Origin of the sequence: Novosphingobium pokkalii (assembly GCF_014652855.1) — a bacterium.
Classification (GTDB): Bacteria; Pseudomonadota; Alphaproteobacteria; order Sphingomonadales; family Sphingomonadaceae; genus Novosphingobium; species Novosphingobium pokkalii.
On record NZ_BMZP01000006.1, the window covers coordinates 117624 to 141621 of the forward strand.

The window sequence follows — 23998 nt, forward strand, 5'->3', positions numbered from 1 at the left end:
CTGCTTGACGCCTATGGGTCGATCCTGCGCGGAACGGCAGACGGGGGCATGGCAAATGGCAGGCAATCAGCGCGGCAGGGCGCAGACGCTAGAGCGCTTTGGCCTGCTCGATGCCTTGCGCGGGGTCGCCGCCCTGGTCGTGCTGGCCTATCACCTGATGCAGCAGCACAGCCTTTCGGCCCTGCCCCATGCCGGGCTGGCAGTGGATTTCTTCTATACCCTGTCCGGCTTCGTCATCGCCTTTGCCTATGATGGCCAGGTGCGCGAAGGGCGCCTGTCGCGCGCGGGATTTGCCCGGGCGCGGGCGCGGCGGCTCTATCCGCTGCTGGCGCTGGGCACGCTGCTGGGCTTTGCCGTGTTCCTGGGCGCGGTATTCCTGCGCCACACCGTCTCGCTGGCCGACGCGCTGCTGGCGCTGGGCTTTGCCCTGGCGCTGCTGCCCTGCCCGCTGTTCCCGCAATGGCCCACCGCCTTTCCGCTCAACATGGCAGCCTGGTCGCTGGCGTTCGAAGCCTATGTGAACCTGGCCTATGCCTTCCTCGCCCGGCTCCTGTCGCAACGCATCCTCCTCGGCCTCGTCGGCCTGGGCGCAGTGCTCGTGCTGGCAGACATCGCCCACTTCGGGCGGCTGATGGGCGGGACGGACAAGGCGAACTTCGCCTTTGGCGCGGCGCGGGTGATCTATCCGTTCTTTGCCGGCATCCTGGTGTTCCGCTGGCGCCGTGTCGCCATGCAGGCGCATCCCTTGGTCGCTCCCCTGCTCGCCCTCACCCTGTGCCTCGCGCTCGCTACCGCCTTGCTGGCCGATCCGGCGCGCAGCCTCGGGCTCGCCCCCGCGATCTATGACGGCGCCCTGGCGCTGCTCGGCTTCCCCCTGCTGGTCTGGCTGGCCGCCGCCGTACCACTGCACGGGCGCATAGGCCGGGCAGCGCACTGGCTGGGCCTGCTCAGCTATCCGATCTACATCCTGCAAGGCCCGGTCCTGCGTGTCGGCGTGGAACTGGCCAAACACGTTCCCCTGCCCGCCCCGGCCTTTTCCCTGGCCCAGGCAGCCGCAGTTATCATCGTGGCCTGGGCCGCCAACCGCTGGTTCGATGCCCCGCTCCAGGCCTGGTTCCGCCGCGCGGAGCGACCCCGCCTCACCCCGCCAGCCTCAGCTCGCACCGATCACACGGAAACACCGCTTTCGGCGACGGGCTGACCCGAGGCCAGAGCGGCCTGCGTGCTGCTTTCCCGTCCTAGTCTGGTGGGACGCGGCCATGGCTCAAACCACTGAGCGGGGCCCCGGGTCAAGCCCGGGGCGACGAGAAAGTTTTTGATCTTAATGTTTTAACGTCACCCCGGACTTGATCCGGGGTCCCGCTTTGACGTTGAACGGCAAAATTCCCAGTCCGCAAGTGGGCGCTTCCTGACCCAATCACCATGCACCGCCTAAGTCAAAAGGGCCCTCGCGATCGAGCAAAACCTTCGCAATTGAACGCGGCCCAAGCCCGACCAAATTTCACACCAAGGCACGAAGGAATCAGGAGCGGGAACTTGGTGGCTTCGTGCCTTGGTGTGAAATGCTGTATTCGCCTGGCCTTTGGCGGCGAACGCCTGCACAGCCCCTCACCCTGAACGTGTTTCAGGGTTCTGCGCGATAATCTTGTGACGTTGGCGGAGATCTTCACGCCAGGGACAAAGCAGCGGCAGCACAGCATCTTGGCATGAAATGCCCCTGATGCCACGCCGCTACGGCTGAAGACCTTTGCCGTTCCGCCTTATCGCCGGTTGCTGGCAAAGCGGATCGCGGGGGCAGCGGTTGGGCCGCCGGAGACCGGGTTGGCCAGCACGATGCACACGCCGCCCTTGGCCTTGAGCGTGCCGCACAGCGCGCGCGCGGGTGCCGCGCTGGCAAAGCCGGCCGCCTGGGTGCGCCAGAACTGCCTGCCGTTGACCGTGGCTGCGGTGATCACCGGGCGATAGCCCTTGAGCGCGGGATTGATGGCGAGGTAGTGCCGCCAGGCGCGGTGGGCGCCTTCTTGGGTGGAGAAGGCACCGAGTTGCACCAGATGCGTGCCGGTGGGCACCGCGTCAGCGCGGAGGGACAGCGTGGCGACGCGGGCCTGCGCGGCCTTGGCCATCAGGGCCGGGGCGCGATCGGCCTTGGCCAGCTTGCGCGACAGCAGGGCAGGCGTTGCCGCAACCACCGGGTGTGCCATAGCCGGGCGGGGCGCGATCGCCCAGGCCGGGGTGGCGCCAACGGGCGTTGCAGCAGCCGAAGACGGCGGCATGTCGATCGCGGCGAGCTTTTCGGCGGTTGGCGCGGCACTGGCATCGGCCACTTGCGGCTGCGGCGCGCCATTGTCGATCGCGGGCAATTCCTGCGCGGCGAACTGCGCCAACATCGGCGCCTGGGCGGAAGCAGCAGGAGCCGCAGCGGCTTGCGCCGTGGCCGTCTGGGCGGCCTGCTCGACCGGCTGCGCGGCAGCGGGAAAGTTCGCCAGCGCCAGCGCGGCGGGCTGGCCTTCGTCTTCCAGGCCCGCGGGCACGCCCAGCACGCTCGCCACGCGCAGGCGCATGTTGCCCGGATCGTTCAACTGCGCCCATTGCGCCATGCGGGCCGCGAGCTGGTCGGCCGGCACATCCTGCGCGGCCATGTCGCGCGCTTCGCGCCAGTGCCCGGCCATGGCCATGGCATAGGCCAGGTTCTGGCGCAGCTTGGGCGTGTCATCGCCCGCGCGCACCGCGCCCGAAAGTACTTGCACCGCCTGGTCGGCCTGCCCGGCAAGGGCGAGCGCCAGTCCATAGTCGGCCACCGGAATCTGCTGGCGATGGGCACCCAGCGTGTCGAGCGCCACGTCCGGGTGGCCCAGCGCGATATCGGTCAGCGCCAGGCTGAGTGCGACTTTGCCATCGTCCTGGCCCAGTTCCATCGCATCGTCATAGGCCTGGCGCGCCGCGACAAACCGGCCGGCGCGCATGTAGGCGCTGCCGAGCAGCATGCGATAGCCCGGGTTGCGCGGATCGGCGAGCACCGCCTGTTCGGCCAGGGCCACGGCCTTGACCGCTTCGCCACCCAAGAGCGCAGACTGCGCGCGCGAGGCGGTCTGCCCCGGGTGGGGCGCGGTCTGGGCGCAGCCGGCCAGCAGGCTGGCGGCGAGCGTCGTGGCCAGGGCCGTGGTGGCAAACGGGCGGTTCGTGCGGAGCGGCGTCATGAAGGTTTCCCGGCAGGGTATCAGCGCACCCGGACCGGCCCGGCAGGGTCGGCGGCGGCGGCTGGGATGGAAAGCGGACTATCGGCCTGGGGCAACTGGGCGAGCACGTCTTCCAGCCCCGGCGTGGCATCGACCAGGCGATCCAGCGCCTCGACCAGCAGGGATTGGGCGCTGCGTCGCTCGGCCGTGCAGCAGGCGCGCAACAGAGCATGGCGGCGCGGATCGAGGCGTAGCGTGAACGCCACCTTCTTGCCCGGCAACTGCTCCACATCCTGCGCGGCGCGACGGGTGGCGGCAACCTTGCGCCCCATCACCGCGGAAAGCTGGGCAATCTGGCGCAGCACTTCGGGCTGGCTGTCGTCTTCGCCCGCCTCTTCCAGCGCCACCACTTCAGCCAGCGGCACGGTTTCGGCCACAGGCACCGGAGTTGCGGCTTCAAGGCCGGCCCAATCGAGCGAGACCGGGCTGCGCATGGCGGGCCGCGCGGCGCCCTTGCGCGCCAGCAGCGATCCGGTGAGCGAAGCGAAAGGCTTGGTTTCAGGCTGGGTCATCGCCGGGTCTCCCTCGCTCACGAGCCGATCACGCGGCGGCCGAACGAGCCTGCCGGGCGCGGCGCGGCGCCACCCAGCGCGCGCACGGCGGCCATGCCAGCAGGGCCAGGCTGCGGCACGGCGAAGACCGTGCGGCGGAAATTCTTTTCCAGCCGTTCGGAAACATAGCTCCACAATTGGGCGATTTCGGCGGCGGAGCGGCCGGTGGGATCGACTTCCATCACCGTGCGGCCATCAATCATCGAGGCGGCGAAATCCGTGCGGTGGTGCAGCGTGACGGGCGCCACCGTGCCATGCTGCGACAGCGCGACGATCGCCTCGGCCGTGATCCGCGCCTTGGGCGTGGCGCCGTTGACGGCAAAGATCAGCGGCTTGCCCGCGCGTTCGCACAAGTCGACCGTGGCTCCCACCGCGCGCAGATCGTGCGGCGAAGGGCGCGTGGGCACGACGATCAGTTCGGACAGGGCAATCACCGACTGGATCGCCATGGTGATGGCCGGCGGCGTATCGATCACTGCCAGCTTGAAGCCCTGCTGGCGCAAGACCTGGAGATCCTGAGCCAGGCGGCCCACGGTGGTCTGGGCAAAGGCGGGGAAATCGGCCTCGCGCTCGTTCCACCAGTCGGCGAGGCTGCCCTGGGGATCGATGTCGATCAGGACAACCGGCCCGGCACCGGCGCGCTGCGCCTGCACGGCGAGGTGGCCGGACAGCGTGGTCTTGCCCGATCCCCCTTTTTGCGAAGCCAAGGCCAGTACGCGCAATGTGTCCCCCTGAAACTGCGGCCCGCAACTGCGGTCTTCCAGAGTTCCCGGAGTCGCAGATTGCGCTGAAATTTTGGTTAACACCGTTCCGGTTCGGCATCGGCCAGCCTGTTCCGAAATGGTGCGACGGGCATGCCGGCATGACACCGCAGATGACGGTGCGGGAAAACTTGTTTACCATTTTTCCGGCAAGAGGCCTGAGGGAAACCCCGCAGATGTGCGGCTTTGGCAAGAGATTCGCTTTGACCATGATCCATTCGTCCAAGACCCTTGGCCTGGCGGCGCGCGCGCTGCTCCTGGTGGGTGCCGTGGCAACGCTCGTGCCCGGCTCGGCCCTTGCCGACGTGCGCGACGGGGTGAACGCCTGGTCGCGCGGGGACTATGCCGCCGCCGTGCGGCAATGGCAGGGCCCGGCCGCCAAGGGCGATGCCGACGCGCAGTTCAACATGGGCCAGGCCGCCAAGCTGGGCCGGGGCATGCCCAAGGACATGGCCAAGGCGGAAGACTGGTTTCACAAGGCCGCGCGCCAGGGCCATGCCCGCGCCGCCGACAACTATGGCATCCTGCTGTTCCAGACCGGCCGCCAGAGCGAGGCGCTGCCCTGGCTCAATGCCTCGGCCGACCGAGGCGAACCGCGCGCGATGTATGTGCTGGGCGTGGCGGCGTTCAATGGCGATTTCCAGCCCAAGGACTGGGTGCGCGCCTATGCCCTGATGACGCGCGCGGCGGCTGTGGGCCTGCCCCAGGCAATCGAAAGCCTCAAGACGATGAACCAGGTGATCCCGCTGGAGCAGCGCCAGATGGGCGCCTCCGTGGCCGCCGATCTGGAGGCCCGCACCAGCGACCAGCGCTCGCGCGAGCTGGCCGCCGCCGAACTGGGCGTGACAGCGCCGACGCCAGACGCCCCAGCCGCGCCAGCAGTCGCAGCCATATCGCGTCCCGCGCAGGCTTCGCTGACGCCTGTTGACCTGCCCCCGGCCAGGACCGGCGCGCCCGACGGCCGCGTGCTGGCCGGCGCCAGTTATGCCAATCCGGTGGAAGTGCCGCGCGCTGCTTCATCCGCGCCAAAGCCACGGCCGGTGGCCTCCGCGCCGGCCAAAGCGCCTTTCCCGGCCCCTGCGGAAAAGGCCCTGCGCCCGGCCGCTGGCGGCGCCTGGCGCATCCAGCTTGGCGCCTTTGCGCAGAAGAGCAACGCCGACGGGCTGTGGGCGCGCGTGCGGGGCCGGGCCGAACTGGCCGGGCATCCGCGCATCGATCTCGCGCAGGGTTCGGTGACGCGCCTGCTCGCCGGAGGCTTTGCCAGCCAGGCCGAGGCGGCGCGCGCCTGCGCCGCGCTCAAGGGTGCGGGCGTGGATTGCATTCCCGTAAAACCCTGACGGTTTGGACTATCCGCCGGGCCGCGCGGCGTGCATGGCAACGGCGATGACTTCGCCGGACGAGACCCTGCCGCCGCCACCCTCCCGCATCGCCGCGCTCGATTTCCTGCGCGGCTGCGCCGTGCTGGGCATCCTGGCGATCAACGTGACCGGGTTCTGGGGGCCGCAACTGGCCAGTCTCAGCCCGGCCCTGCCCGGCCCCGATGGCCCCGGCACCGTCTGGTTCGTGATCGCGTTCCTGCTGTTCGACGGCAAGATGCGCGGGCTGTTCACGCTGCTGTTCGGCGCGAGCATGGTACTGTTCGTACAGAGCGTGGAGCGACGCGGATTGTCGGGCGATGCGATGCAGGTGCGGCGCCTGCTGTGGCTGCTGCTGTTCGGCTATCTGCATTATGCGCTGCTGTGGTGGGGGGACATTCTCTTTGCCTATGCGCTGTGCGGCCTGCTGGCGCTGGCGCTGCGCCGGCTCGAACCGTGGCCGCTGCTGGCGATTGCCCTGCCCGTCTTCGTGCTGGCCCATGCCTTCGATGCGCTGGCCGCGCTGCCGGCGATCGCCGGGGAGCAGCGCGTGCTGGCAGGACTTGGCAGCCCGGCCGATCGCGCCGCCGTGGCCGATATCGCCACGCGCGTGGCCCAGTCGCTGAGCGCCGATGCGCGCGTGCTTCACGCCGGCTGGGGCGAAAGCGTGGCGCTGCGCGTGGTGGGCACGCCGACTTTTCCGATCACCGCCACGCTCAACACCTTCAGCGAGACCTTTCCCCTGATGCTGATCGGCATGGCCTTGTTCAAAAGCGGCTTTTTCACCGGGCGCTGGCCGCGTGCGGTCATGGCCGCGCTGGCGCTGGCGGGCATCGCGCTGGGCGGCGCGGCCACGGCGGCTCTGGCGTGGTGGGCCGATCGCGCTGGCTGGCCGCCGCAACTGGCCTTTGCCGTCACCACCGACATGGCCGCCGTGCCACGCCTGGCGATGACCCTGGGCTATGCCGCCGCGCTGCTGCTGCTCTGGCCCGCACTGGCAGAACATGCGCCGGGCCGGGTGCTGGCAGCAGCCGGGCGCTGTGCCTTTACCAATTACCTCGGCACCACGCTGGTGATGAGCGCGCTGTTCTGTGGCTGGGGCGCCGGGTTCGGCTGGGGCAATGCCCATGCCGTGCCGCGCGGCATGCTGCCGCTGTTCGTGATGCTCGGCTGGGTGCTGATGCTGGCCTGGCCGCAAGCCTGGCTGGCACGGTTCGGCCAGGGGCCGCTCGAACGCCTGTGGCGCCGCCTGACCTTTGCCGGCGTTACACGCTCTGCGGGTGCCGGGGGGTAAGGATCAGCACGCCTTCCTCCACCCGCCAGCCTTTGAGGCGGTTGAGGAAATTCATGCCCAGCACGTTGAGGCCGCCGGTCGTTTCACTCACGATCACGTCCATGTCGCGCGCCGCGATCGATCCGAATTTCAGTGTTTCGACCCGCGCCGTCTGGGCTTCCACATCGCCATTGGCGGTGTGCATCACCACCGGCAGGCGCAGCGGATCGGGCGCGATGCCCGCCTCGCTCGCGCCTTCGGCCGACAGCGTGGTGATCGTGGCCCCGGTATCGACCATGAAGCGGGTGCGCGTGCCGTTGACATTGGCCTCGATCCAGTAATGTCCGTCAGAGGCCAGCGGCACGCGCACTTCGCCGCCCGACACTTGCGCTTCGGGCATGCCGATGCTGGGCATGAAATGCGCGAACGAGGGATCGAGCTGGACAAAGCGCAGGCACGCCACCGCGAACACGCCCAGCAGCACGAGATTGCCACAAAAGCGCATCAGCCGCGCAAGGCCGCCGCCGCCCAGCCCGGCCAAGGTGACCAGCACGATCGCCACCAGCGCGGCGGCCAGCAGCGGTGGCGGGCTGGTCAGCCAGGAGGGCAGCGCCCCAAGCATGTGGCCGGAATCGATCATGGGTGGCAGGCATGCCACAGCCAACCTTGCGGCAAGCTGAAAGAGCGGGCCTCGCGCGCCGGGCGACGCGCCGTAACGCTTGGTCAACCATGGCGATTAACGCTAAGGCCATGCCCTGTCCCTAGGCGGGACAAGTGCTCCGGCGCGCTGGCCCAGGCACCGCGCAGGGCTTATGCTGGCGAACGAAAGGACAATCGGGCGTGGCAGGAAGGAACAGAAGCGCGCGCAAGGCAGGCCGGCAACGCCTGGCGGTGATCGGCGTGGGCGCCTGCGCCACCGGCCTTGCCATGCTGCTGGCATTCCATGTTGGCCAGGATCTGGCGCGCAGCCTGTCTGGCGATGCGGACGATGCCGCCACCGCCCTGCCCACCGCGCCAGCGGGAGCGGCCGATGCCAACCCCATCACACTCACCGCTTCGGCCCCGAACGCGGCGGCTGCTCCTTCCGCGCCAGCCGCCGATACCCCGTTCGTGGTCAAGTCCGTGCTCAAGATCGATGGCCCGATCCGCTTTGGCCAGTTCTATTGGGATGAAAGCCAGGGCAAGGCCGGGCCGGTGGTGATCACTGTGGACCTTGCCGCGCGCGTCCTTTCGGTGTTCCGCGACGGGCACGAGATCGGCGCGACCGCCATTCTCAAGGGCTATGGCGACAAGCCCACGCCGCTGGGCGTCTTTCCCATCACCCAGAAAGACGCCACCCACGTTTCCAACATCTATGACGCGCCGATGCCGTGGATGCTGCGCCTGACCAACGACGGCGTCTCGATCCACGGCTCCAAGGTGGAAAAGGGCTATGCCACCAATGGCTGCGTGGGCGTGCCCGACGAATTCGCCAAGCGCCTGTTCAAGGTGGCAAGCCTGGGCGACAAGGTGATCATCACCGACGGCAAGCGGCTGGGCCTGGGCGGCTCGATCAATCCGGGGGCGTGATTGGGCGCGCCTCCTCCCCCGTGGGGGAGGGGGACCGCCGCGCAGCGGTGGTGGAGGGGCGTATCCGCCTTATGCGCCGTTCAAGGATCAGACTCCCCTCCACCACGCTTCGCGCGGTCCCCCTCCCCGTGCCGGGGAGGATTACAGGATATCGAAGCCTGCGCCCAGCCCGGCGCGCAGCTTGTCGAGCGCCTGGGCTTTCAACTGGTGGACGCGCGGCACCGAGACTTCCAGCACTTGCGCGATTTCGGCAAGGTTGAGCTCTTCCACGAAATAGAGCTGGATCACCAGTTGCAGCCGCTCGGGCAAGGCGGCGATGGCCTGGGCGACCAGATGCCGGCTTTCCGCGTCGGCGAGCTGGGCAAAGGCATCGGGCCGGTCGTCGGCAAAGGCGGCATCGCTGTCGGAATAGGCATCGTCGATCGCCTCGATCCGTACCGGCTCGCTCGCCGCGCGCAGATCGGCCAGCTCGCTGTCGCTCAGGCCCAGGGCGCGGGCCAGTTCCGGCTCGGTCGGCATGCGGCCCAGTTCCATCGTCAACTGGTTGGTCTTTTCGCGCAAGGTGCGCCGCCGGTCTGACGAGGTGCGCGAGAGCGGCATGGTTCGCCGCAAGAGATCGACCATGGCCCCGCGCACGCGCAGCTTGGCATAGGCGGCAAAGCCGTCTTCGGTGGGGCCGGAATGCTTTTGCGCGCATTCGGTCAGGGCCACCAGGCCCGCCTGCACCAGATCGTCGACATCCACCCCGGCGTGGCCCGAACCATGCACATGCCAGGCCAGGCGCCGCACCATCGGCAGGAACCGGCGAATGCGATCGGCGGTGTCATCACGATAGGCACGCGAGGCGGCAAAGCTGCGGTGATCGTGTTTCATGAAGTCTCGTTTTCTTTTTTGGAAGCAAGGGACGTGTGCAGCAGGGATCAGGCCGCCAGCGCGGGTTCGGGCGTTCCGCTGTTCGGCGGGGGCAGTTGCGGCGGCCCGGTCGGCGTTTCCTCTCCGATGACCGCGACCACCTCGATCGGCTGGGTGGGCGGCAGTTCGGCAATCGACAGCACCAGGCAGGCCGGCGCGCGTTGCCGCATCAGCATGGCCAGGGCGCGGCGCGCGCGCGGCTGCACGATCAGCGCGGGCGAAAGCGCACCCGGCCCGCGCTGCGCGATGATCGCATTGACCCGCTCGCCGATGGTGCGCGCCAGATCGGGTTCGATCACCGGCAGGCCGGTGACGGGATCGTGCATCCCGCCCACGATCATCCCCTCCAGTTGCGCCGACAGTGTCAGCACCGGCAGCCGCTCGGCCGGGCCGCAGACCCGCGCCACGATCAGGCCGCCCAATTCGGCGCGCAGCAGATCGACCAGCTTGTCGTGCTCGGTGGTTTGCAGCACCGCCTGGCTCAGCGCCGCCAGGATCGGCATGGGATGGGCGATGGTCACGCCGTCTTCCAGCAGCGCGTGCAGCAGGCGGGTGAGCGCGGCCAGCGACAGCGGCTGCGGATGCAGCGTTTCCACCAGGCCCGGCGCCCGCTCGCGCACCGCATCCAGGATCGCGCGCACTTCGTCCGGCCCCAGCAGCAGTTGCGGCCGCTCGCCCAGCAACTGGTTGAGATGGGTGGCGATCACCGTGCTGGCGTCCACCGTCAGGAAGCCTTCGCCGATCGCCTGGTCGCGCAGATGGTTCTCGATCCACAGCGCCGGACAGCCAAAGCTGGGGTCGCGCGTCGCCTCGCCCACCAGGCCGTGATCGGGCCGCGCTTCGCCGGCATCGATGGCCAGCACGCGATCGGCACGCACCATCGCCCCGCCCAGCGGCACCCCGCCCAGCATGATGCGATAGTCGTTGGGGCCAAGGTCCAGGCTGTCGCGCACGCGGAACTGCGGCACGACAAAGCCGAACGCCTGGCTGAGCTGCTTGCGCACCCCGGTGATCCGCGTGACCAGCGGCGATCCGCGGCGCTCGTCCACCAGGTGGACCAGGCCATAGCCCAGCTCGATGGTGACGAGCGTGTGGTCGCTGACTTCGTCGAGCGTGATGCGCGCAGGGTCGCTGGGCGGAGCTTCGGGTTCCAGCACCGGCTCGGGGCGGCGCGCCCGCTGGCGCAGGGCCCACCACAGCCAGGCCGCGCCGGCAGACGCCGGCAGGAACACCGATTGCGGCATGGCGGGGATGGCGCCGATCGCCCCCAGGATGATCGCCACCGGCAACCATGTGGCGGGATTGGCGAACTGGTGCCCGATCTGTCCGGCCAGGTCGCGGGCATCGGCCACGCGGGTGACGATCACCGCCGCCGCGATCGACAGCAGCAGCGAGGGCACTTGCGCCACCAGCGCATCGCCCACCGCCAGGGTGACATAGCGCTGCGCCGCTTCGGTGGCGGTCAATCCGTGGCTGATCATGCCCAGGCAAAAGCCGGCGAGGATATTGACGCCCAGGATCAGCAGGGCGGCAATGGCGTCGCCCTTCACGAACTTGCTGGCACCGTCCATCGCGCCATAGAAGTCCGCCTCGGTCGCCACTTCGCGGCGGCGGGACTTGGCTTCGTCGGCGCTCATCAGGCCGGCGGCGAGATCGGCATCGATCGCCATCTGCTTGCCCGGCAAGGCATCCAGGGTGAAGCGCGCCGAAACTTCCGAAACGCGGCCCGCGCCCTTGGTCACCACCACCAGGTTGATGATCATCAGGATCATGAACACGAACAGGCCAACGGCAAAGTTGCCGCCAATCAGGAAGGCGCCGAACGCCTCGATCACGTGGCCGGCGGCGGCTTCCCCTTCATGGCCGCGCACCAGCACGATGCGGGTAGAGGCAACGTTGAGCGCCAGGCGCAGCAATGTGGCAAACAGCAGGACCGAGGGAAACGAGCTGAAATCGAGCGGCTTTTCCGCGTTCATCGCCGCCATCAGGATCGCCACCGAGAGGGCGATGTTGAGCACGAAGAACACGTCGAGCAGCATCGAGGGAAGCGGCACGATCATCAGCACGATGAGCATGAGGATACCGGCCGGAAGGGCCATGGCACCGGGCGAACCGAAACGCTTGAACATGGCGGATTACAGCCCCATCGCCTTGAGCCGGCCATAGGCCCGGGCCACGTGATCACCCGCCGGTGTGCCCGGCGCAGCCAGCGCGAAGGTGTCGCGCAGGGTGTCGGCCATCGAGGCGCGCGGGCTCGCGGCACCTCCCGCCGGGCCAGCGGCGCCCGCTGCCTGCTGGAATTCCTGCGCCACCGGCCCGCCGGTGTAGCTTTGCCGCCCGGCGCCCAGGTCCGGCGCGCCGGAAGGCAGATCGGCCCATGGCCCGTCGAGCGCAGCCGGATCGCCATAGGGCAGGCTTGCCAACGACCATGACCCGGACAGCGGCGGCAGGGTGCTGCCGCTGCCGGCGGCGTCAAGCCGGCTGCGCAGCAGGTCCATCACCCCGGCAAGCGAGCGGGGCGTTCCGCCCGGCGCATAGAAGATCGCGCGGTTGGCCGCGGCCGCCTTGGGCAGCAGCGCCGCCGCGCTGGCATCGGGATTGCTGGCCAGACCGGACAGGAACCGCCCGGCACCTTCCGCTCCCAGGAAATGGGCAAGGTAAAGCTCGGCATTGTCCGGCTCGCGCCCCAGCGTCTGCATCAGCGCGGCGCGATTGTCGTTGGCCAGGTCTCCGGCCAGCAGCGCGGAAAGCTGCGGATCGTGGCGCAGCGCCAGCAGGCGGTTGCGCAGGCCCGGATTGGTGGCGGCATTGCCCACGGCATCGCCGGCCCAATCGAGGCCGTGGTCCGCGCCGTGGCGCGCCAGGGTGCCCAGCCAGGTCTGCCCGGTGAACTGGTAAAGCCCCGCCGCGCTCGAAGTGCGGGCGCGGGCGCGCGGATCAAGCCCGGATTCGAGCCGCGCCTGCGCCAGCAGATAGCCAAAGTCCACGCCTGTGGCGTTGGCGGCATTGGCAATGGCGGCGTGAACCGAGCCACTCTGGCCCGGCATGCCGGCAATCGCGCTGCTTGCCGGATCGGCAATGCTCCCGGCAGAGGTTTGCACTGAACTCAACGCCCAAATCCTTGTGCTGGCGGCAGCGAGCCCAGGGTGGCGCGCTGCGACAAGGACAGTTCAGCAAAGGTCGTGCCATTTCCTCATGAACCGATATAATGCATTTTTTACAGTTATCTGCTGCGCACAAAAAAGCGCCGCGAGCCGACCCGGCAAGGGCAGCGGCACGCGGCGCCGGTTGGTTCTTGCCGTTTGCGGTCAGCGCAGGCGGGCGGTGCGGGCATGCTGCGCGCGGGCCTGCCCGGCGCGGGCGCGATAGAGCGCCGGAGCGCCGGTCAGCGCGTCCAGCCGCGCCGCGACATTGGCCGCGATCAGGTTGCGCACACGGCGATTGGCTTCGTTGAGGCGGCGGGCGGCGTCGACCATGCCGCGACACTCCTCGTCGATCGCATCGCTGGCCACGGCTTCCAGGCGGGTGCACAGGGCCGCCTTGTCGACCGCGCACCCCATGATCGCATCCATGTCCAGGCCCGCCAGTGCCTGGCGCTCTTCATTCAGTATGGCAATCATCTGGCCCAGCGCCTGGGCCAGATCGGTGGGGTGGCAAATCGGAGCGTCAGCGATCATTGGGCGGTCCTCAACAGCATGCCGGCGGCAATCATGGCATCGGCGATCCGGGCGGGAATGACCGGGTAATGGCCATCCTCGATCGCCTTGCGAATCTGGGCGACGCGATCGGCACTGACCGGCACTTCGCCGGCGCGGGTCGCGTCACTGGTGGCAACGGTGGCCGCCGCCGCGCTGGTGCTGGATGCGGCCGGTGGCGCGGTAGCAGCCGTGGTCTCGGCCACGACAGGCGATGGCGCGGCGTCAGAGGCGGCCGTCTTGACCTGGACCGCACCAACCGGCCGCGACGGTCCGATTTCGATGTTGGACATGGTCGAGCTCCTCGGGGGTTATGCCGGGAAGAACGGCACCGGTCCGTGGTGTTTAAGGCCAGGCGGCGGATTTTTGCCGGGTGGCGCACCGTAAGGACGAAACCGTAACAGCAGTGGCGATTCAATCGACCGGCACTTCCACCAGGCCGGGGCGCACGATGCGCCCGCGCAGGGCATCGGCCTTGGCCCCGGTGCGCACGCGGATCCAGCCGCCCAGCGGGCCGGGATCGAGCGCTTCGCCGGCCTGCTCCACCGAAAAGCCATCCCCGACCATGGCGATGGTCACGCCTTCGCCACGCTGCACTGCGGGCGGGGCGGGCGCGGCAGCGGCTTCGGCCACCGGCACGACCACGGGCACGAACAGGCGCCAGCCGCCCGCATCCGGGCAGCGCACCAGCACGCTGTCATGCGCGCCAGCCCGCCAGCCCAGCGCCAGCGGCGCCGTGCACGCAGCCAGGCGCAAACGCCGGTCCACCGGCTGCGCCGCGCCGCCGGGCACGCCGATCGGATGGCCGGTGAACTGCGCCACGGCCTGATCGATCGCGGCCATTTCGGCAAAGCGCGCGCCCGGCGCCCGCGCCACCTGGGCAAAAACGGGTGAAGCGGCAAAGGAGGCGGCAAGCGAGGTGGCAAGAACGGGCCGGAAAAAGGCAGCGAGCATGGACATTTCCTGATGCGTGGCACGATTGCCCCGCTGATGAGCAAGAGCCGTGCCAGCGCCCCCATTGATGCACCCTCACAGGCTTTCCGCATCATAGCCCAGCGCCACGCTGGCGCCGGGCTGCGTGCCGGGCTCCACCACCAGCCGCGCAGTGGCGGCGCGGGCACCGGCGCTGCGCGCAAGGGCGGCAGCCTGCTGGAGCGCCGCTTCGCGCGCGCCGGGCCGCGTGGCATAGCGCACCACGATCGACAGGCGCAGGCGCGGATCGGCGGCCTGGTCGGCCAGCCACTGCGCCAGCGGCGGCGCGCCCGGACCATCGCGCCACACCCCGACCGGCTCGGCCTGTTGCGACGGGGCGACGGGATGGGGCGGCAGGACGGGTTGCGGCGGGCGCAAGGGCGCCGCCCGGGCCTTGTCCGCCGCCGGCGCCGGCCCTTCGGCAACCGACAGGGCCGAGGCGCAGATCATGAACAGGATCAGCGCCAGATCGGCCAGGATGGTCTGCCATCCCGTCTGCCCCGGCCGCGCGATCATACCGCTTCGCGCGGTTCAGGGGATGGCGCCATGGCCGGTTCGTGCGGCGCCAGCGGCGTGGCGCGATGGCGATCGGGGCAGGCCGGGCCAACCTGGCGCGTCAGCCAGGCCATGACTTCGGCGCGGGCTTCTTCCTCGCCCTGCGACGCCCGCTCCACCGCGCGGCCCAGCGGCCCCATCACGATGTGCGCCAGCAACAGCCCATAGAGCGTGGTCAGCACCGACATGGCGATGGCGCCGATGAAGTTGCCGTGGGCGAGGCTTTCCACCTTGAGCTGGCTGAGCGCCACCAACGTGCCGGCCAGGCCGAACACCGGCGAAAGATCGGCCGCCTGAGCCAGGGTGCGCGCCGCCGCCGTGGCGCGGCGCAGGCGCGCGCGGCGCCAGGCCTCGTGCTGCTCCACCAGCCCGTCAAGCGAGCGGGTGCGCACCAGCGCGGTGGTGGCGGAATCGAACTCGCGATCGGCCAGGCGGCGCGGATTGGCGCGGATCACACCGTCGCGGCGGATCAGCGCCACTTCATGGGCGAGCTCGGCGCGCATCGCATCGGCATTGAACGCCGGGCGCAGCAGCGCGGCCACCGCGCGCAGCGCCGTCCAGCTATCGCGCCAGCCGCAGCGCAGCACGGTGCCGAGCAGCGTACCGCCCACGACGATCACCGCCGATTGACCATCCACCAGATGGGTTGCGTCCATGCCATCCTGCTCTTTCGCGAAACCTTTGCGCCCAGAACGGCAACACTCCCGGGGATTTCAGAGGCCGGCAGCGCGGCTTGCCGTCGTTCGGCAATGCTTTGCCGCGCGGTCCCTGCGGCGATCGCGCACTCCGCCCCGTTTCCGGGCAGAGCGCGCACTTGGCACGCCCTTTGCTGAAGCCCTGGCATCGTTCGTCTGTCCAAGGAAAGCGAGAGCACCACCGATGAGCCAGAGCGCATCATCCAACGGCCTGTTCGGCATCCATGGCGCCGCGCTGGAACTGCGCGCCACGCGCCTGGGGCTGCTGGCCTCCAACATCGCGAATGCCGCCACGCCCGGCTACAAGGCGCGCGACATCGATTTCGGCGCTGCGCTCAAGGCGCGCCTCAACGGCGCCAGCGAAAGCCAGGCGGAGGCCGGCGCCACGCTCTATCGCGTGCCGGTGATGCCCAGCCTGGACGGCAACACCGTGGAAATGGCCACCGAACAGACCGCCTTTGCCGAGAATGCGGTGGGCTATTCCGCCACGCTGGAATTCATCAAGGGGCGCGTGGGCGAAGTGACCCGCGCGCTGAAGGGTGACTGACCATGGCAGGCCCCGGCACCACCCCGCTCACCCTGTTCGGCGTCACCGGCCGCGCCATGTCGGCGCAACTGGTGCGGATGAACGCCGCCGCTTCCAACCTGGCCAATGCCGGCAACGTCGCCAGCAGCGACGCGCAGGCCTATCGCCCGCTGCGCCCGGTCTTCGCCGAAGAGCTGGACGCGCGCAGCGGCCTTTCCACCGTCAAGGTCCAGGGCGTCTACCGCACCGATACCAGCGCGGTACGCACCCACGATCCCGACAATCCGCTGGCCGATGCCAACGGCGATGTCTGGGCCGCCCCGGTCGATGAAAACGCCGAGATGGTCGAGATGATGGAAGCCAGCCGCCAATACCAGAACGTGGTGGAAGCGATGCAGACCGCCAAGCAACTGATGCTCGATACGATGAGGATGAAGTAACATGACCACAGTGACTTCCACGACCACGACGGGCACGACCACGACGGCATCGTCGGGCAGTTCATCCGGCACCACCAAGAGCGGCTGGGCCAGCCTGGGCGCCACCGATTTCCTCAAGATGCTGACTGCGCAGTTGCAGAACCAGGACCCCACCTCGCCGATGGACAACACCCAGATGGTGGCCCAGTTGGCGCAGTTCTCGGCGCTGTCGAATTCGTCGGAAACCAACACGACGCTCGGCACGATTGCCGACAAGCTGGACCAGCTCAACAGCGCCTCGGCATCGAACAGCGACATCGCCGCCACGCTCAAGACCATTTCGCAGCAACTGGCCGCGATCAGTGCGGCACAGGGCGCCGCCAGCACCACCACCACCGCTGCCACCACTGCCGCCACGACGGCGGCCTGATCCCTCCCCTCCCCAACCGACAGGACAGCACACCATGTCGTTCTACACTTCGCTCAACGGCATCAAGAATGCGCAGACCGATCTCAACGTGGTCAGCAACAACATCGCCAACTCGGAAACCAACGGCTTCAAGAAAAGCACCGTGAGCTTTGCCGACGTGGTCGCCGGCACGGCCTTCACCAACCCGCGCCTGATCGAGGGGATCGGCGCCAAGGTCGAGGCGATCACCCAGAACTTCAAGCAGGGCGCGCTCGATTCCACCGGCTCCTCGCTTGATCTGGCGATCAGCGGCGACGGGTTCTTCACCGTGGTTTCGCCCACCACCGGGCAGACGATGTACACCCGCAACGGCGCGTTCCAGATGGATTCGGGCGGGTACATCACCGATGCCCAGGGCAACCGGGTGCAGATGTATCCCACCGACGCGACCGGTACACCCACCAGCACCACGCAGCAGGATACGCTGGTGCCGATCACCAATGCCGCCGGTTCGGAATTCGCCGGCTTGACCGTGGCCGAAAACGGCAATGTCGCGGCGAGCTATGCCGATGGTTCCAACACGATCATCGGCAAGCTGGGGCTGGCCACGTTCCTCAACGCGCAAGGCCTGCGCCAGCAGGGTTCGGCCGACTGGACCGCCACCAACCTTTCCGGCCCGGCCAATTATGGCGAACCCACCAATGGCCAGTATGGCAAGCTGATGTCGGGCTATCTCGAACGCTCGAACGTGGAAGTGTCGGACGAGCTGGTCGGCCTGATCGTGGCCCAGCGCGCCTACCAGGCCAATGCCAAGGCGATCGACACCGCCACGCAGGCCACCCAGGCCATCCTCAACCTGCGCAGCTAAGGCCACAAGGGGGTAACCGGCCATGGACCGGCTGATCTACACCGCCTATTCCGGCATGACCGGATCGATGGTGCGCCAGCGCGTGATCGCCAGCAACATGGCCAACGCGCAGACCATCGGCTTTCGCCAGGAAATGCTCAGCGCCACGCCGATCACGCTGAAAGGCCCCAGCCTGGAAGCGCGCGCGATGACCGAGGGCTATGTCCAGGGCGCCAGCATGAAGCAGGGCACCACCATCGCCACCAACAACCCGCTCGACGTGGCGTTGAGCGGCGACACCATGCTGACGGTGCAGGCGGCGGACGGCAGCGAGGCCTATACCCGGCGCGGCGATCTGGCGGTCACGGCCGATGGCGTGCTGCAAAACGGCGATGGCCTGCCGGTGATCGGCGATGGGGGGCCGATCACCGTGCCCACCGGCACGATCGTGACGATCGCGCCCGATGGCAGCGTGCTGGCCGGCGATCCGCAGAACCCGTCCACCCCGCCCCAGGCCGTGGCCCGGATCAAGCTGGTCTCCACCGCCGGCAGCCAGGTGGGCAAGGGGCTGGATGGCCTGTTCCACGTGGCCGGACCGAACAACACCCCCGGCACCCTGCCGCAGGATGAGGAAGCCCGCCTCACCCCCGGCGCGCTGGAGCAGTCCAACGTCGATCCCACGCAAGTGCTGGTGGAGATGGTGGAGGCCCAGCGCCTGTTCGACATGCGCACCAAGGTCGCCTCCACCGCGCGTGAGGTGGACGAGAAATCCGCCAGCCTGATGCGCCTCAACACCTAAGCCAAGATCGAGAGAGGACCGTCCATGCCCAGTTCCGCCCTGCACGTTGCCCGCACCGGCCTGGAAGCCCAGGACACGCGGATGCGCGTGATCGCCAACAACCTGGCGAACGTCAGCACCACCGGCTTCAAGCGCGATCGCGCCAATTTCGCCACGCTGGCCTATCAGGACACGCGCGTCGCCGGGCAGCAATCGTCCAACGAAACGGCCTATGCCACCGGGCTCAACCTGGGCACCGGGGTTTCGCTGCAAGGCACCGCGCGCATGGAAAGCCAGGGTCAGTTGCAAAGCACCGGCAACGCGCTCGACCTGGCGCTGGATGGCGACGGGTTCTTCCAGGTGACCCTGCCCGGCGGCCAGCTCGCCTATACCCGCGCCGGCAATTTCAGCCGTTCGGCCGAAGGTACGCTCGTCACCTCGCAGGGCTATGCCCTGCAACCGGCGGTCACCGTTCCCGAGGGGGCCAGCGCCATCACCGTGGCGCAGGACGGGACCGTGACCGCCACCTTGCCCGGCGCCAACGAGGCGACGACGCTGGGCCAGATCACCGTGGCCAGCTTTGCCAATCCGCAGGGCCTGAAAGCCATCGGCGACAACTTCCTGGTGGAAACCGGCGCCAGCGGCGCGGCGCAAGTGGGCAATGCCGGCGACGCTGGGCGCGGCCATATCCAGCAGGGCTATCTCGAAGCCTCCAACGTCAACGTGGTGGAAGAGCTGGTCGACATGATCGAGTGCCAGCGCGCCTACGAGATCAATTCCAAGATGATCTCGGCGATCGACGAGATGCTCAAGAACGCCAACCAGACGCTGTAAGGCGGGAAAGCGCGCGACCCCATGGATTCCCCGTTCGACTCCCTCTTCGACAAGGCGCTGCGGGCCGAGCGGCTGCGCGGCCATTGCCCGCGCCCGGGGCTGGGCCTGAAACTGCTGGCCGTGCTGGCCGTGCCCGCGCTGATCACCGCCGGGCTGCTGATGGCAGCGCCGCCAGCCAAGGCGCGCAATCGCCCGGCCACCGGCTACGAACCATCGCTGCCCGGCGCAGGCGCGGCCAAGCCGGCCGACGGCAGCATCCTCAACCTCGCCAACGGCTATGCCGGCCTTGTGGAGGGCGCACGCGCCCATGCCGTGGGCGACAGCCTGGTGATCGTGCTGGCCGAACAGCTCACCACCTCGAAATCGGCGGCGAGCAAGACGGCCAAGTCTTCCTCGTTCACGTTCACCCCGCCCAACAAGGGCCCGCTCTCGATCCTGTCGCAGAACGGCATCAACAATTCGGGCGCCAGCGCCTTTTCCGGCAAGGGGGATGCATCGCAGTCCAGCTCGCTGGGGGGTGAAGTGTCCGTCACGATTGCCGAAGTGCGCCCCAACGGCACCGTGCTGGTCAAAGGCGAAAAGCGCCTGACGCTGAGCCAGGGGCAGGAATGGGTGCAGCTATCGGGCATCGTGCGGCTGGCCGATATCGACACGACCAACCGCGTCCAGTCCGGCCAGGTGGCCGATGCGCGGATCACCTATGCCGGCAACGGCGATGTCAGCCGCGCCGCCCGCCAGGGCTGGCTGACCAAGTTCTTCAATCTCGTCAGCCCTTTCTAGGCCTTGCCCATGATCACCGCTTTTCCCTTCGCTGCCGATCTCGCGGCTGCCGCGCTGGCCGGCCTGGCCCTGCGGCCGCTGTTGCGCCGCCGCATCCTGCGCCCTGGCCCGATGCTGCTGGTGCTGGCCGCCGCCATGGCCGCCTTGCCCATGCTGGCCGGGGCCGCCCATGCCGAGCGCGTGCGCGATCTCGGCGAGTTCCAGGGCGTGCGCTCCAACCAGCTTACCGGCTATGGCATCGTGGTGGGCCTGGCCGGCACGGGTGACGACAACCTGGAATACCTGACCCAGGCGATGCGTGGCGTATCCGGGCGGCTGGGCGTCCAATTACCCGCCGGCGTGGCGCCGGGCCTCAAGAACGCCGCCGCCGTGATGATCACCGCCGATCTGCCCGCCTTCGCCAAGCCTGGCCAGCGCATCGACGTGACGGTTTCGACCATCGGCAAGGCCAAGTCGCTGCGCGGTGGGGCGCTCGTGCTCGCGCCGCTCTATGGTGCCGACGGGCAGATCTATGCCATGGCGCAGGGCAACCTGGCCGTCGGGGGCCTGGGCATCACCGCCAAGGACGGGTCGCAACTGACGGTCAACGTGCCCACCGTGGGCCGCATTGCGGAAGGCGCCAGCGTGGAGCGCGCGGTCAACACCGGGTTCGACAGCGCCGACGTGCTGCGCTGGAACCTGTTCGACGCCGATTTCCTCAATGCCGCGCGCGTGCGCGACGCGATCAACACCAAGATCCCCGGCACCGCCAGCGTGGAGGACGGCGTGACCCTGGCGCTGCGCCTGCCCAGCGGCGCCGACGCGCGCGCCAGCACCATGGCCGCGATCGAGGCGATCGAAGTGAGCCCGGCCGAAGCGGCCGCCAAGGTGATCGTCAACAGCCGTACCGGCACCGTAGTGATCAACAGCGCGGTGCGCCTGTCGCCCGCGGCGATCAGCCACGGCAAGCTGGTGGTGAAGATCGACGAGAAGCCGCGCGTGTCGCAGCCCGGTCCGTTCTCCGGCGGGCAGACCGCCGTGGTGCCCAACAGCCAGATCAGCGTGACCGAGGAAGGCAACCACGTGGCTCTGTTCAAGCCCGGTGCCTCGCTCTCTTCGCTGGTCAATGCCCTTAACAAATTGGGCGTTTCGCCGTCCGATCTGGTGGCGATCCTCGAAGCGCTCAAGCAAGCCGGTGCCCTCAAGGCCGAAATGGTGGTGATCTGATGACTGCGCAATCGCTCAATTCCGCCGCCGTTTCCGGCACTTCGGCCACAACGGCCATTCCCGACCGCGCCGCGCTGCGCAAGGCTGCGCAAGGGTTCGAGGCCATGTTCCTGCGCCAGATGCTGAGCCAGGCACGCAACACCAACCTGGGTGGAGACGACCTGTTCGGCAAGAAGCAGGACGATACCTTTACCCAGATGCGTGACGAACGCTTTGCCGAAATCGCCGCGCAATCGGGCGCGCTTGGCCTGGCCACCCGGCTGGAAAGCCAGTTGGCCAAGGCCGCCGGCAGCGCCGCCACGCCGGCCAAGGGAGCCTGACCGCCATGGCCTCCGATCTTCTCTCGATCGCCCGCAGCGCCACCCGCGCCGCGCGCATCCAACTCGACGTGACGGCGCAGAACATCGCCAACGCCGGCACCGAAGGCTATGTCCGCCGCTCGGTCGGCACCGAAGAGGTGATGACCCCCGGCTATGTCGCCAACAATCGCGACGTGTCGCTTTCGGGCGTGCGCGTCACCGGCGTGCTGCGCAATGCCGATGCCTTCCGCCAGGCCGAAGTGCGCCGCACCGCCGCCGATACCGCGCGGGTCGATACCGAAGTCGGCGGCCTGGAAGATGTTCAGGCCGCGCTGGAGGATCCCGGCATCTATGCGGCGATCACCGGCTTTGAAACCTCGCTCACCCAGCTTGCGCAAAGCCCCACCGATACCCCGTTGCGCGCGGCGGTCATCGCCGCGGCGCAGACCATGACCAACAGCTTCAACATCGCGTCGAACCAGCTCGATGCCGTGGCCCAGGGCCAGCAGAGCGGCGCGACCGATGGCGTTTCGCAGGTCAACACGCTGTCGGCCGAACTGGCCAAGGTGAACGCCCGCCTGTCGCGCATGGCCGATGCCAGCAGCGACCGCAGCGGCTTGATGGACCAGCGCGATCTCCTGCTGCAAAAGCTTGCAGGCTATGCCGACATTGCCACCAGCTTTGCCAGCGACGGCACGGTAGATGTGACGCTGGGCGGCACGTCGGGCGCCCCGCTGGTCACCGGCGGCACCGCGCAGACCCTGGCGATGACCACGGCCAGCGACGGGACGATCAGTTTCGACGTGGCCGGTGGCGCCGTCACGCTGTCGGCCGGCACGCTCTCCGGGCAGCAGCAGGTGCTGGCCCGCGTGGCCGATGTCCACAGCCAGCTCGACGATCTGGCCAGCACCGTGATCACCACGGTCAACACTGCTCAGGGCAACGGCACCGCGCTCGATGGCAGTGCCGGCGCGGCGCTGCTTTCGGGCACCGGCGCGGGAGACATTGCGCTGGCCACCACCGATGGCGCGGCCATTGCCACGGCCGCTTCGGGCGCGGCGTCAGGCAGCCGCGATACCACCAACCTCACCGCCTTGCGCGAAGCGCTGACCAGCGCCGATCCGGCCGGCACGATGGACGACCTGCTCTATCAGGTTTCGGCCACGGTCCAGGCGCGCACCACCACGCGCGATGCGCTGAAAACCATTTCCGATGCCGCCAAGACCGCGCTTTCCGCCCAGGCGGGCGTCGATCTCGACACCGAAGCCATCAACCTGACCCGGTTCCAGCAGGCGTTCCAGGCCTCTGGCCGGGTCATGCAGGTTGCCAGCAACCTGTTCGACACCATCCTAGCCATCAAGTAGGCCGCCCATGTCCAGCAACGTCTCGACCAGCACCTCTGCGTTCTATGATCGCACCGCGCTCGACTTCACCAATCTGCGTGCGCAGATGGAGAAGATCAACAACCAGATCGCCAGCCAGCAACGGCTGACCAATTCGTCCGACGATCCGCTGGCCGCCTCGCGCCTGCGCAACCTGGCGCGCCAGGACACGATCGCCAAGGTCGATGCGAGCAGCGCCAACCGCGCCACGGCCGATCTCAACCTGACCGACTCGGCGATGACCGAGATGATCAATACGCTGCAACGCGCCCGCCAACTGGCCAACCAGGCCGCCACCGGCACGCTGTCCAACGAACAGCGCACCAGCATCGGCAACGAGCTGACCGAGCTGCGCAACAACCTGGTCTCGCTGGCCAACACGCGCGACAGCGCGGGCAATGCGCTGTTCGGCGGCGATGCGGCCGATGCTGCCTATACCGTGGACGCCACCACCGGCACGGTCAGCTATGTCGGCAGCGGCAGCGCGGGCAGCCTGGAACTGGGCGACGGGCAAAGCGTGAAGCGCAGCCTGACCGGGCCGGAATTCCTCACCTTCTCGTCGGGCGGCACCAGCACCGATGTCTTTGCCGCGCTCAAAAGCATCACCGATGCCATCACCGCCGGGGGCAGCGGCGCGCAGACCGCCGCCAGCGCGGCACTGACCACGCTGGACGATGCCATGACCGCCGTTTCCACCGGGCAGACCGTGGTGGGCGCGCGGCTTTCGTGGATTGATCTCAACACCGAGCGGCAGACCACGATGAGCGAGGCCCGCGCCCAAGACCAGAGCACGATCGGCGCCACGGACATTCCCACCGCCTATTCCCGGCTCACCGAACTGGCCACGGTGCTGGCCGCCAGCCAGGCCAGCTTCACCAAGATGTCGGGCCTGTCGCTGTTCAACATGATGTCCTGAAAGCGCGCGGGTTCCTGCCGTTCTGCAA

27 protein-coding genes are annotated in these 23998 nt (G+C 68.6%); 15 read left to right on the forward strand and 12 right to left on the reverse strand.

All coding sequences use genetic code 11. The annotated features are described in order from the left end of the window. The first annotated feature begins 55 nt into the window (after positions 1-55). A complete protein-coding gene (locus tag IE191_RS08210; protein WP_191323888.1) occupies positions 56-1201 on the forward strand; it encodes an acyltransferase family protein in 1146 nt (381 codons plus the stop codon). Positions 1202-1760: 559 nt separating this feature from the next. Here the strand turns inward: IE191_RS08210 and IE191_RS08215 are convergent. Genes IE191_RS08215 through IE191_RS08225 form a run of 3 tightly spaced genes read right to left on the reverse strand, consistent with a single transcriptional unit; the run spans position 1761 to position 4509 of the window. After that, positions 1761-3197: an SPOR domain-containing protein gene (locus tag IE191_RS08215; protein WP_191323889.1), complete on the reverse strand. Its 1437-nt coding sequence runs from the start codon at positions 3195-3197 to the stop codon at positions 1761-1763. A 20-nt stretch (positions 3198-3217) separates the two neighbouring features. After that, a complete protein-coding gene (locus IE191_RS08220; protein ID WP_191323890.1) occupies positions 3218-3748 on the reverse strand; it encodes a hypothetical protein in 531 nt (176 codons plus the stop codon). 17 nt (positions 3749-3765) lie between these two features. Next, a complete protein-coding gene (locus IE191_RS08225; RefSeq protein ID WP_191323891.1) occupies positions 3766-4509 on the reverse strand; it encodes an AAA family ATPase in 744 nt (247 codons plus the stop codon). 248 nt (positions 4510-4757) lie between these two features. Between IE191_RS08225 and IE191_RS08230 the strand changes: the two genes are divergently transcribed. Both IE191_RS08230 and IE191_RS08235 read left to right on the forward strand, forming a co-directional pair. Beyond that, positions 4758-5885, forward strand: coding sequence for an SPOR domain-containing protein (locus IE191_RS08230; protein WP_191323892.1), 1128 nt, complete (start codon positions 4758-4760; stop codon positions 5883-5885). Between the two features lie 46 nt (positions 5886-5931). Beyond that, positions 5932-7197 carry a DUF418 domain-containing protein gene (locus IE191_RS08235; RefSeq protein WP_191323893.1) on the forward strand — a complete coding sequence of 422 codons (1266 nt, stop codon included), beginning with the start codon at positions 5932-5934 and terminating at the stop codon, positions 7195-7197. Here the strand turns inward: IE191_RS08235 and IE191_RS08240 are convergent. Continuing rightward, positions 7169-7816, reverse strand: a complete 648-nt coding sequence (locus IE191_RS08240; protein WP_191323894.1) for a retropepsin-like aspartic protease family protein — start codon at positions 7814-7816, stop codon at positions 7169-7171. The two genes, IE191_RS08235 and IE191_RS08240, sit on opposite strands and share 29 nt — an antisense overlap. Before the next feature lie 200 nt (positions 7817-8016). On the opposite strand from IE191_RS08240, the gene IE191_RS08245 reads away from it, so the two are divergent. After that, positions 8017-8745: a L,D-transpeptidase family protein gene (locus IE191_RS08245; RefSeq protein WP_229815193.1), complete on the forward strand. Its 729-nt coding sequence runs from the start codon at positions 8017-8019 to the stop codon at positions 8743-8745. Positions 8746-8886: 141 nt separating this feature from the next. Here IE191_RS08245 and IE191_RS08250 read toward each other — a convergent pair whose 3' ends face one another. The 8 genes from IE191_RS08250 to IE191_RS08285 all read right to left on the reverse strand — a co-directional run bounded on the left by IE191_RS08250 (position 8887) and on the right by IE191_RS08285 (position 15535). Next, positions 8887-9618, reverse strand: a complete 732-nt coding sequence (locus tag IE191_RS08250; protein WP_191323895.1) for a sigma-70 family RNA polymerase sigma factor — start codon at positions 9616-9618, stop codon at positions 8887-8889. 47 nt (positions 9619-9665) lie between these two features. Beyond that, positions 9666-11786, reverse strand: a complete 2121-nt coding sequence (locus IE191_RS08255) for a flagellar biosynthesis protein FlhA (RefSeq protein WP_191323896.1) — start codon at positions 11784-11786, stop codon at positions 9666-9668. A 6-nt stretch (positions 11787-11792) separates the two neighbouring features. Then, positions 11793-12758, reverse strand: a complete 966-nt coding sequence (locus IE191_RS08260; protein WP_229815204.1) for a lytic transglycosylase domain-containing protein — start codon at positions 12756-12758, stop codon at positions 11793-11795. Between the two features lie 207 nt (positions 12759-12965). Continuing rightward, positions 12966-13334 (reverse strand): flagellar protein FlgN, encoded by a 369-nt coding sequence (locus IE191_RS08265; protein WP_191323897.1) that lies wholly within the window; start codon positions 13332-13334, stop codon positions 12966-12968. After that, complete coding sequence (gene flgM / locus IE191_RS08270; protein ID WP_191323898.1) at positions 13331-13645, reverse strand: flagellar biosynthesis anti-sigma factor FlgM; 315 nt, start codon at positions 13643-13645, stop codon at positions 13331-13333. The genes IE191_RS08265 and flgM overlap by 4 nt, the downstream gene beginning before the upstream one ends. A gap of 121 nt (positions 13646-13766) precedes the next feature. Further along, on the reverse strand, positions 13767-14306 hold the full coding sequence (locus tag IE191_RS08275; protein ID WP_191323899.1) for a flagella basal body P-ring formation protein FlgA: 540 nt from the start codon (positions 14304-14306) through the stop codon (positions 13767-13769). A 75-nt stretch (positions 14307-14381) separates the two neighbouring features. Next, positions 14382-14840, reverse strand: coding sequence for a hypothetical protein (locus IE191_RS08280; RefSeq protein WP_191323900.1), 459 nt, complete (start codon positions 14838-14840; stop codon positions 14382-14384). Continuing rightward, positions 14837-15535, reverse strand: a complete 699-nt coding sequence (locus tag IE191_RS08285) for a MotA/TolQ/ExbB proton channel family protein (RefSeq protein ID WP_191323901.1) — start codon at positions 15533-15535, stop codon at positions 14837-14839. Before IE191_RS08285 ends, IE191_RS08280 begins: the two co-directional genes overlap by 4 nt. A gap of 223 nt (positions 15536-15758) precedes the next feature. Here IE191_RS08285 and flgB point away from each other — a divergent pair, with 223 nt between their 5' ends. From flgB to IE191_RS08340, 11 genes are all read left to right on the forward strand, one after another. After that, on the forward strand, positions 15759-16121 hold the full coding sequence (gene flgB / locus IE191_RS08290; protein WP_191323902.1) for a flagellar basal body rod protein FlgB: 363 nt from the start codon (positions 15759-15761) through the stop codon (positions 16119-16121). Positions 16122-16123: 2 nt separating this feature from the next. After that, entirely contained in the window at positions 16124-16540 is a 417-nt protein-coding gene (flgC, locus tag IE191_RS08295; protein ID WP_191323903.1) for a flagellar basal body rod protein FlgC, read from the forward strand. A 1-nt stretch (position 16541) separates the two neighbouring features. Beyond that, on the forward strand, positions 16542-16949 hold the full coding sequence (locus IE191_RS08300; RefSeq protein WP_191323904.1) for a flagellar hook assembly protein FlgD: 408 nt from the start codon (positions 16542-16544) through the stop codon (positions 16947-16949). A gap of 34 nt (positions 16950-16983) precedes the next feature. Further along, positions 16984-17796 carry a flagellar hook-basal body protein gene (locus IE191_RS08305; RefSeq protein WP_191323905.1) on the forward strand — a complete coding sequence of 271 codons (813 nt, stop codon included), beginning with the start codon at positions 16984-16986 and terminating at the stop codon, positions 17794-17796. Between the two features lie 22 nt (positions 17797-17818). Then, entirely contained in the window at positions 17819-18574 is a 756-nt protein-coding gene (locus tag IE191_RS08310) for a flagellar basal body rod protein FlgF (protein WP_191323906.1), read from the forward strand. Between the two features lie 24 nt (positions 18575-18598). Then, positions 18599-19387 carry a flagellar basal-body rod protein FlgG gene (gene flgG / locus IE191_RS08315; RefSeq protein ID WP_191323907.1) on the forward strand — a complete coding sequence of 263 codons (789 nt, stop codon included), beginning with the start codon at positions 18599-18601 and terminating at the stop codon, positions 19385-19387. Between the two features lie 21 nt (positions 19388-19408). Then, positions 19409-20167, forward strand: a complete 759-nt coding sequence (locus IE191_RS08320) for a flagellar basal body L-ring protein FlgH (protein ID WP_191323908.1) — start codon at positions 19409-19411, stop codon at positions 20165-20167. Positions 20168-20278: 111 nt separating this feature from the next. Then, a complete protein-coding gene (locus IE191_RS08325) occupies positions 20279-21373 on the forward strand; it encodes a flagellar basal body P-ring protein FlgI (protein WP_191324006.1) in 1095 nt (364 codons plus the stop codon). After that, positions 21373-21693 carry a rod-binding protein gene (locus IE191_RS08330; RefSeq protein WP_191323909.1) on the forward strand — a complete coding sequence of 107 codons (321 nt, stop codon included), beginning with the start codon at positions 21373-21375 and terminating at the stop codon, positions 21691-21693. Before IE191_RS08325 ends, IE191_RS08330 begins: the two co-directional genes overlap by 1 nt. Positions 21694-21698: 5 nt before the next feature. Next, complete coding sequence (gene flgK / locus IE191_RS08335) at positions 21699-23036, forward strand: flagellar hook-associated protein FlgK (protein ID WP_191323910.1); 1338 nt, start codon at positions 21699-21701, stop codon at positions 23034-23036. 7 nt (positions 23037-23043) lie between these two features. Further along, positions 23044-23970: a flagellin N-terminal helical domain-containing protein gene (locus tag IE191_RS08340; protein ID WP_191323911.1), complete on the forward strand. Its 927-nt coding sequence runs from the start codon at positions 23044-23046 to the stop codon at positions 23968-23970. The last annotated feature ends 28 nt before the right edge of the window (positions 23971-23998 follow it).

What these genes read in the sequence shown, in the direction of transcription:
- IE191_RS08210 (WP_191323888.1), top strand. Translation starts at nt 56, where the DNA reads ATGGCAGGCAATCAGCGCGGCAGGGCGCAGACGCTAGAGCGCTTTGGC.
- IE191_RS08215 (WP_191323889.1), bottom strand. Translation starts at nt 3,197, where the DNA reads ATGACGCCGCTCCGCACGAACCGCCCGTTTGCCACCACGGCCCTGGCC.
- IE191_RS08220 (WP_191323890.1), bottom strand. Translation starts at nt 3,748, where the DNA reads ATGACCCAGCCTGAAACCAAGCCTTTCGCTTCGCTCACCGGATCGCTG.
- IE191_RS08230 (WP_191323892.1), top strand. Translation starts at nt 4,758, where the DNA reads ATGATCCATTCGTCCAAGACCCTTGGCCTGGCGGCGCGCGCGCTGCTC.
- IE191_RS08235 (WP_191323893.1), top strand. Translation starts at nt 5,932, where the DNA reads ATGACTTCGCCGGACGAGACCCTGCCGCCGCCACCCTCCCGCATCGCC.
- IE191_RS08240 (WP_191323894.1), bottom strand. Translation starts at nt 7,816, where the DNA reads ATGATCGATTCCGGCCACATGCTTGGGGCGCTGCCCTCCTGGCTGACC.
- IE191_RS08250 (WP_191323895.1), bottom strand. Translation starts at nt 9,618, where the DNA reads ATGAAACACGATCACCGCAGCTTTGCCGCCTCGCGTGCCTATCGTGAT.
- IE191_RS08255 (WP_191323896.1), bottom strand. Translation starts at nt 11,786, where the DNA reads ATGTTCAAGCGTTTCGGTTCGCCCGGTGCCATGGCCCTTCCGGCCGGT.
- IE191_RS08265 (WP_191323897.1), bottom strand. Translation starts at nt 13,334, where the DNA reads ATGATCGCTGACGCTCCGATTTGCCACCCCACCGATCTGGCCCAGGCG.
- flgM (WP_191323898.1), bottom strand. Translation starts at nt 13,645, where the DNA reads ATGTCCAACATCGAAATCGGACCGTCGCGGCCGGTTGGTGCGGTCCAG.
- IE191_RS08275 (WP_191323899.1), bottom strand. Translation starts at nt 14,306, where the DNA reads ATGCTCGCTGCCTTTTTCCGGCCCGTTCTTGCCACCTCGCTTGCCGCC.
- IE191_RS08280 (WP_191323900.1), bottom strand. Translation starts at nt 14,840, where the DNA reads ATGATCGCGCGGCCGGGGCAGACGGGATGGCAGACCATCCTGGCCGAT.
- IE191_RS08285 (WP_191323901.1), bottom strand. Translation starts at nt 15,535, where the DNA reads ATGGACGCAACCCATCTGGTGGATGGTCAATCGGCGGTGATCGTCGTG.
- flgB (WP_191323902.1), top strand. Translation starts at nt 15,759, where the DNA reads ATGAGCCAGAGCGCATCATCCAACGGCCTGTTCGGCATCCATGGCGCC.
- flgC (WP_191323903.1), top strand. Translation starts at nt 16,124, where the DNA reads ATGGCAGGCCCCGGCACCACCCCGCTCACCCTGTTCGGCGTCACCGGC.
- IE191_RS08300 (WP_191323904.1), top strand. Translation starts at nt 16,542, where the DNA reads ATGACCACAGTGACTTCCACGACCACGACGGGCACGACCACGACGGCA.
- IE191_RS08305 (WP_191323905.1), top strand. Translation starts at nt 16,984, where the DNA reads ATGTCGTTCTACACTTCGCTCAACGGCATCAAGAATGCGCAGACCGAT.
- IE191_RS08310 (WP_191323906.1), top strand. Translation starts at nt 17,819, where the DNA reads ATGGACCGGCTGATCTACACCGCCTATTCCGGCATGACCGGATCGATG.
- flgG (WP_191323907.1), top strand. Translation starts at nt 18,599, where the DNA reads ATGCCCAGTTCCGCCCTGCACGTTGCCCGCACCGGCCTGGAAGCCCAG.
- IE191_RS08320 (WP_191323908.1), top strand. Translation starts at nt 19,409, where the DNA reads ATGGATTCCCCGTTCGACTCCCTCTTCGACAAGGCGCTGCGGGCCGAG.
- IE191_RS08325 (WP_191324006.1), top strand. Translation starts at nt 20,279, where the DNA reads ATGCTGCTGGTGCTGGCCGCCGCCATGGCCGCCTTGCCCATGCTGGCC.
- IE191_RS08330 (WP_191323909.1), top strand. Translation starts at nt 21,373, where the DNA reads ATGACTGCGCAATCGCTCAATTCCGCCGCCGTTTCCGGCACTTCGGCC.
- flgK (WP_191323910.1), top strand. Translation starts at nt 21,699, where the DNA reads ATGGCCTCCGATCTTCTCTCGATCGCCCGCAGCGCCACCCGCGCCGCG.
- IE191_RS08340 (WP_191323911.1), top strand. Translation starts at nt 23,044, where the DNA reads ATGTCCAGCAACGTCTCGACCAGCACCTCTGCGTTCTATGATCGCACC.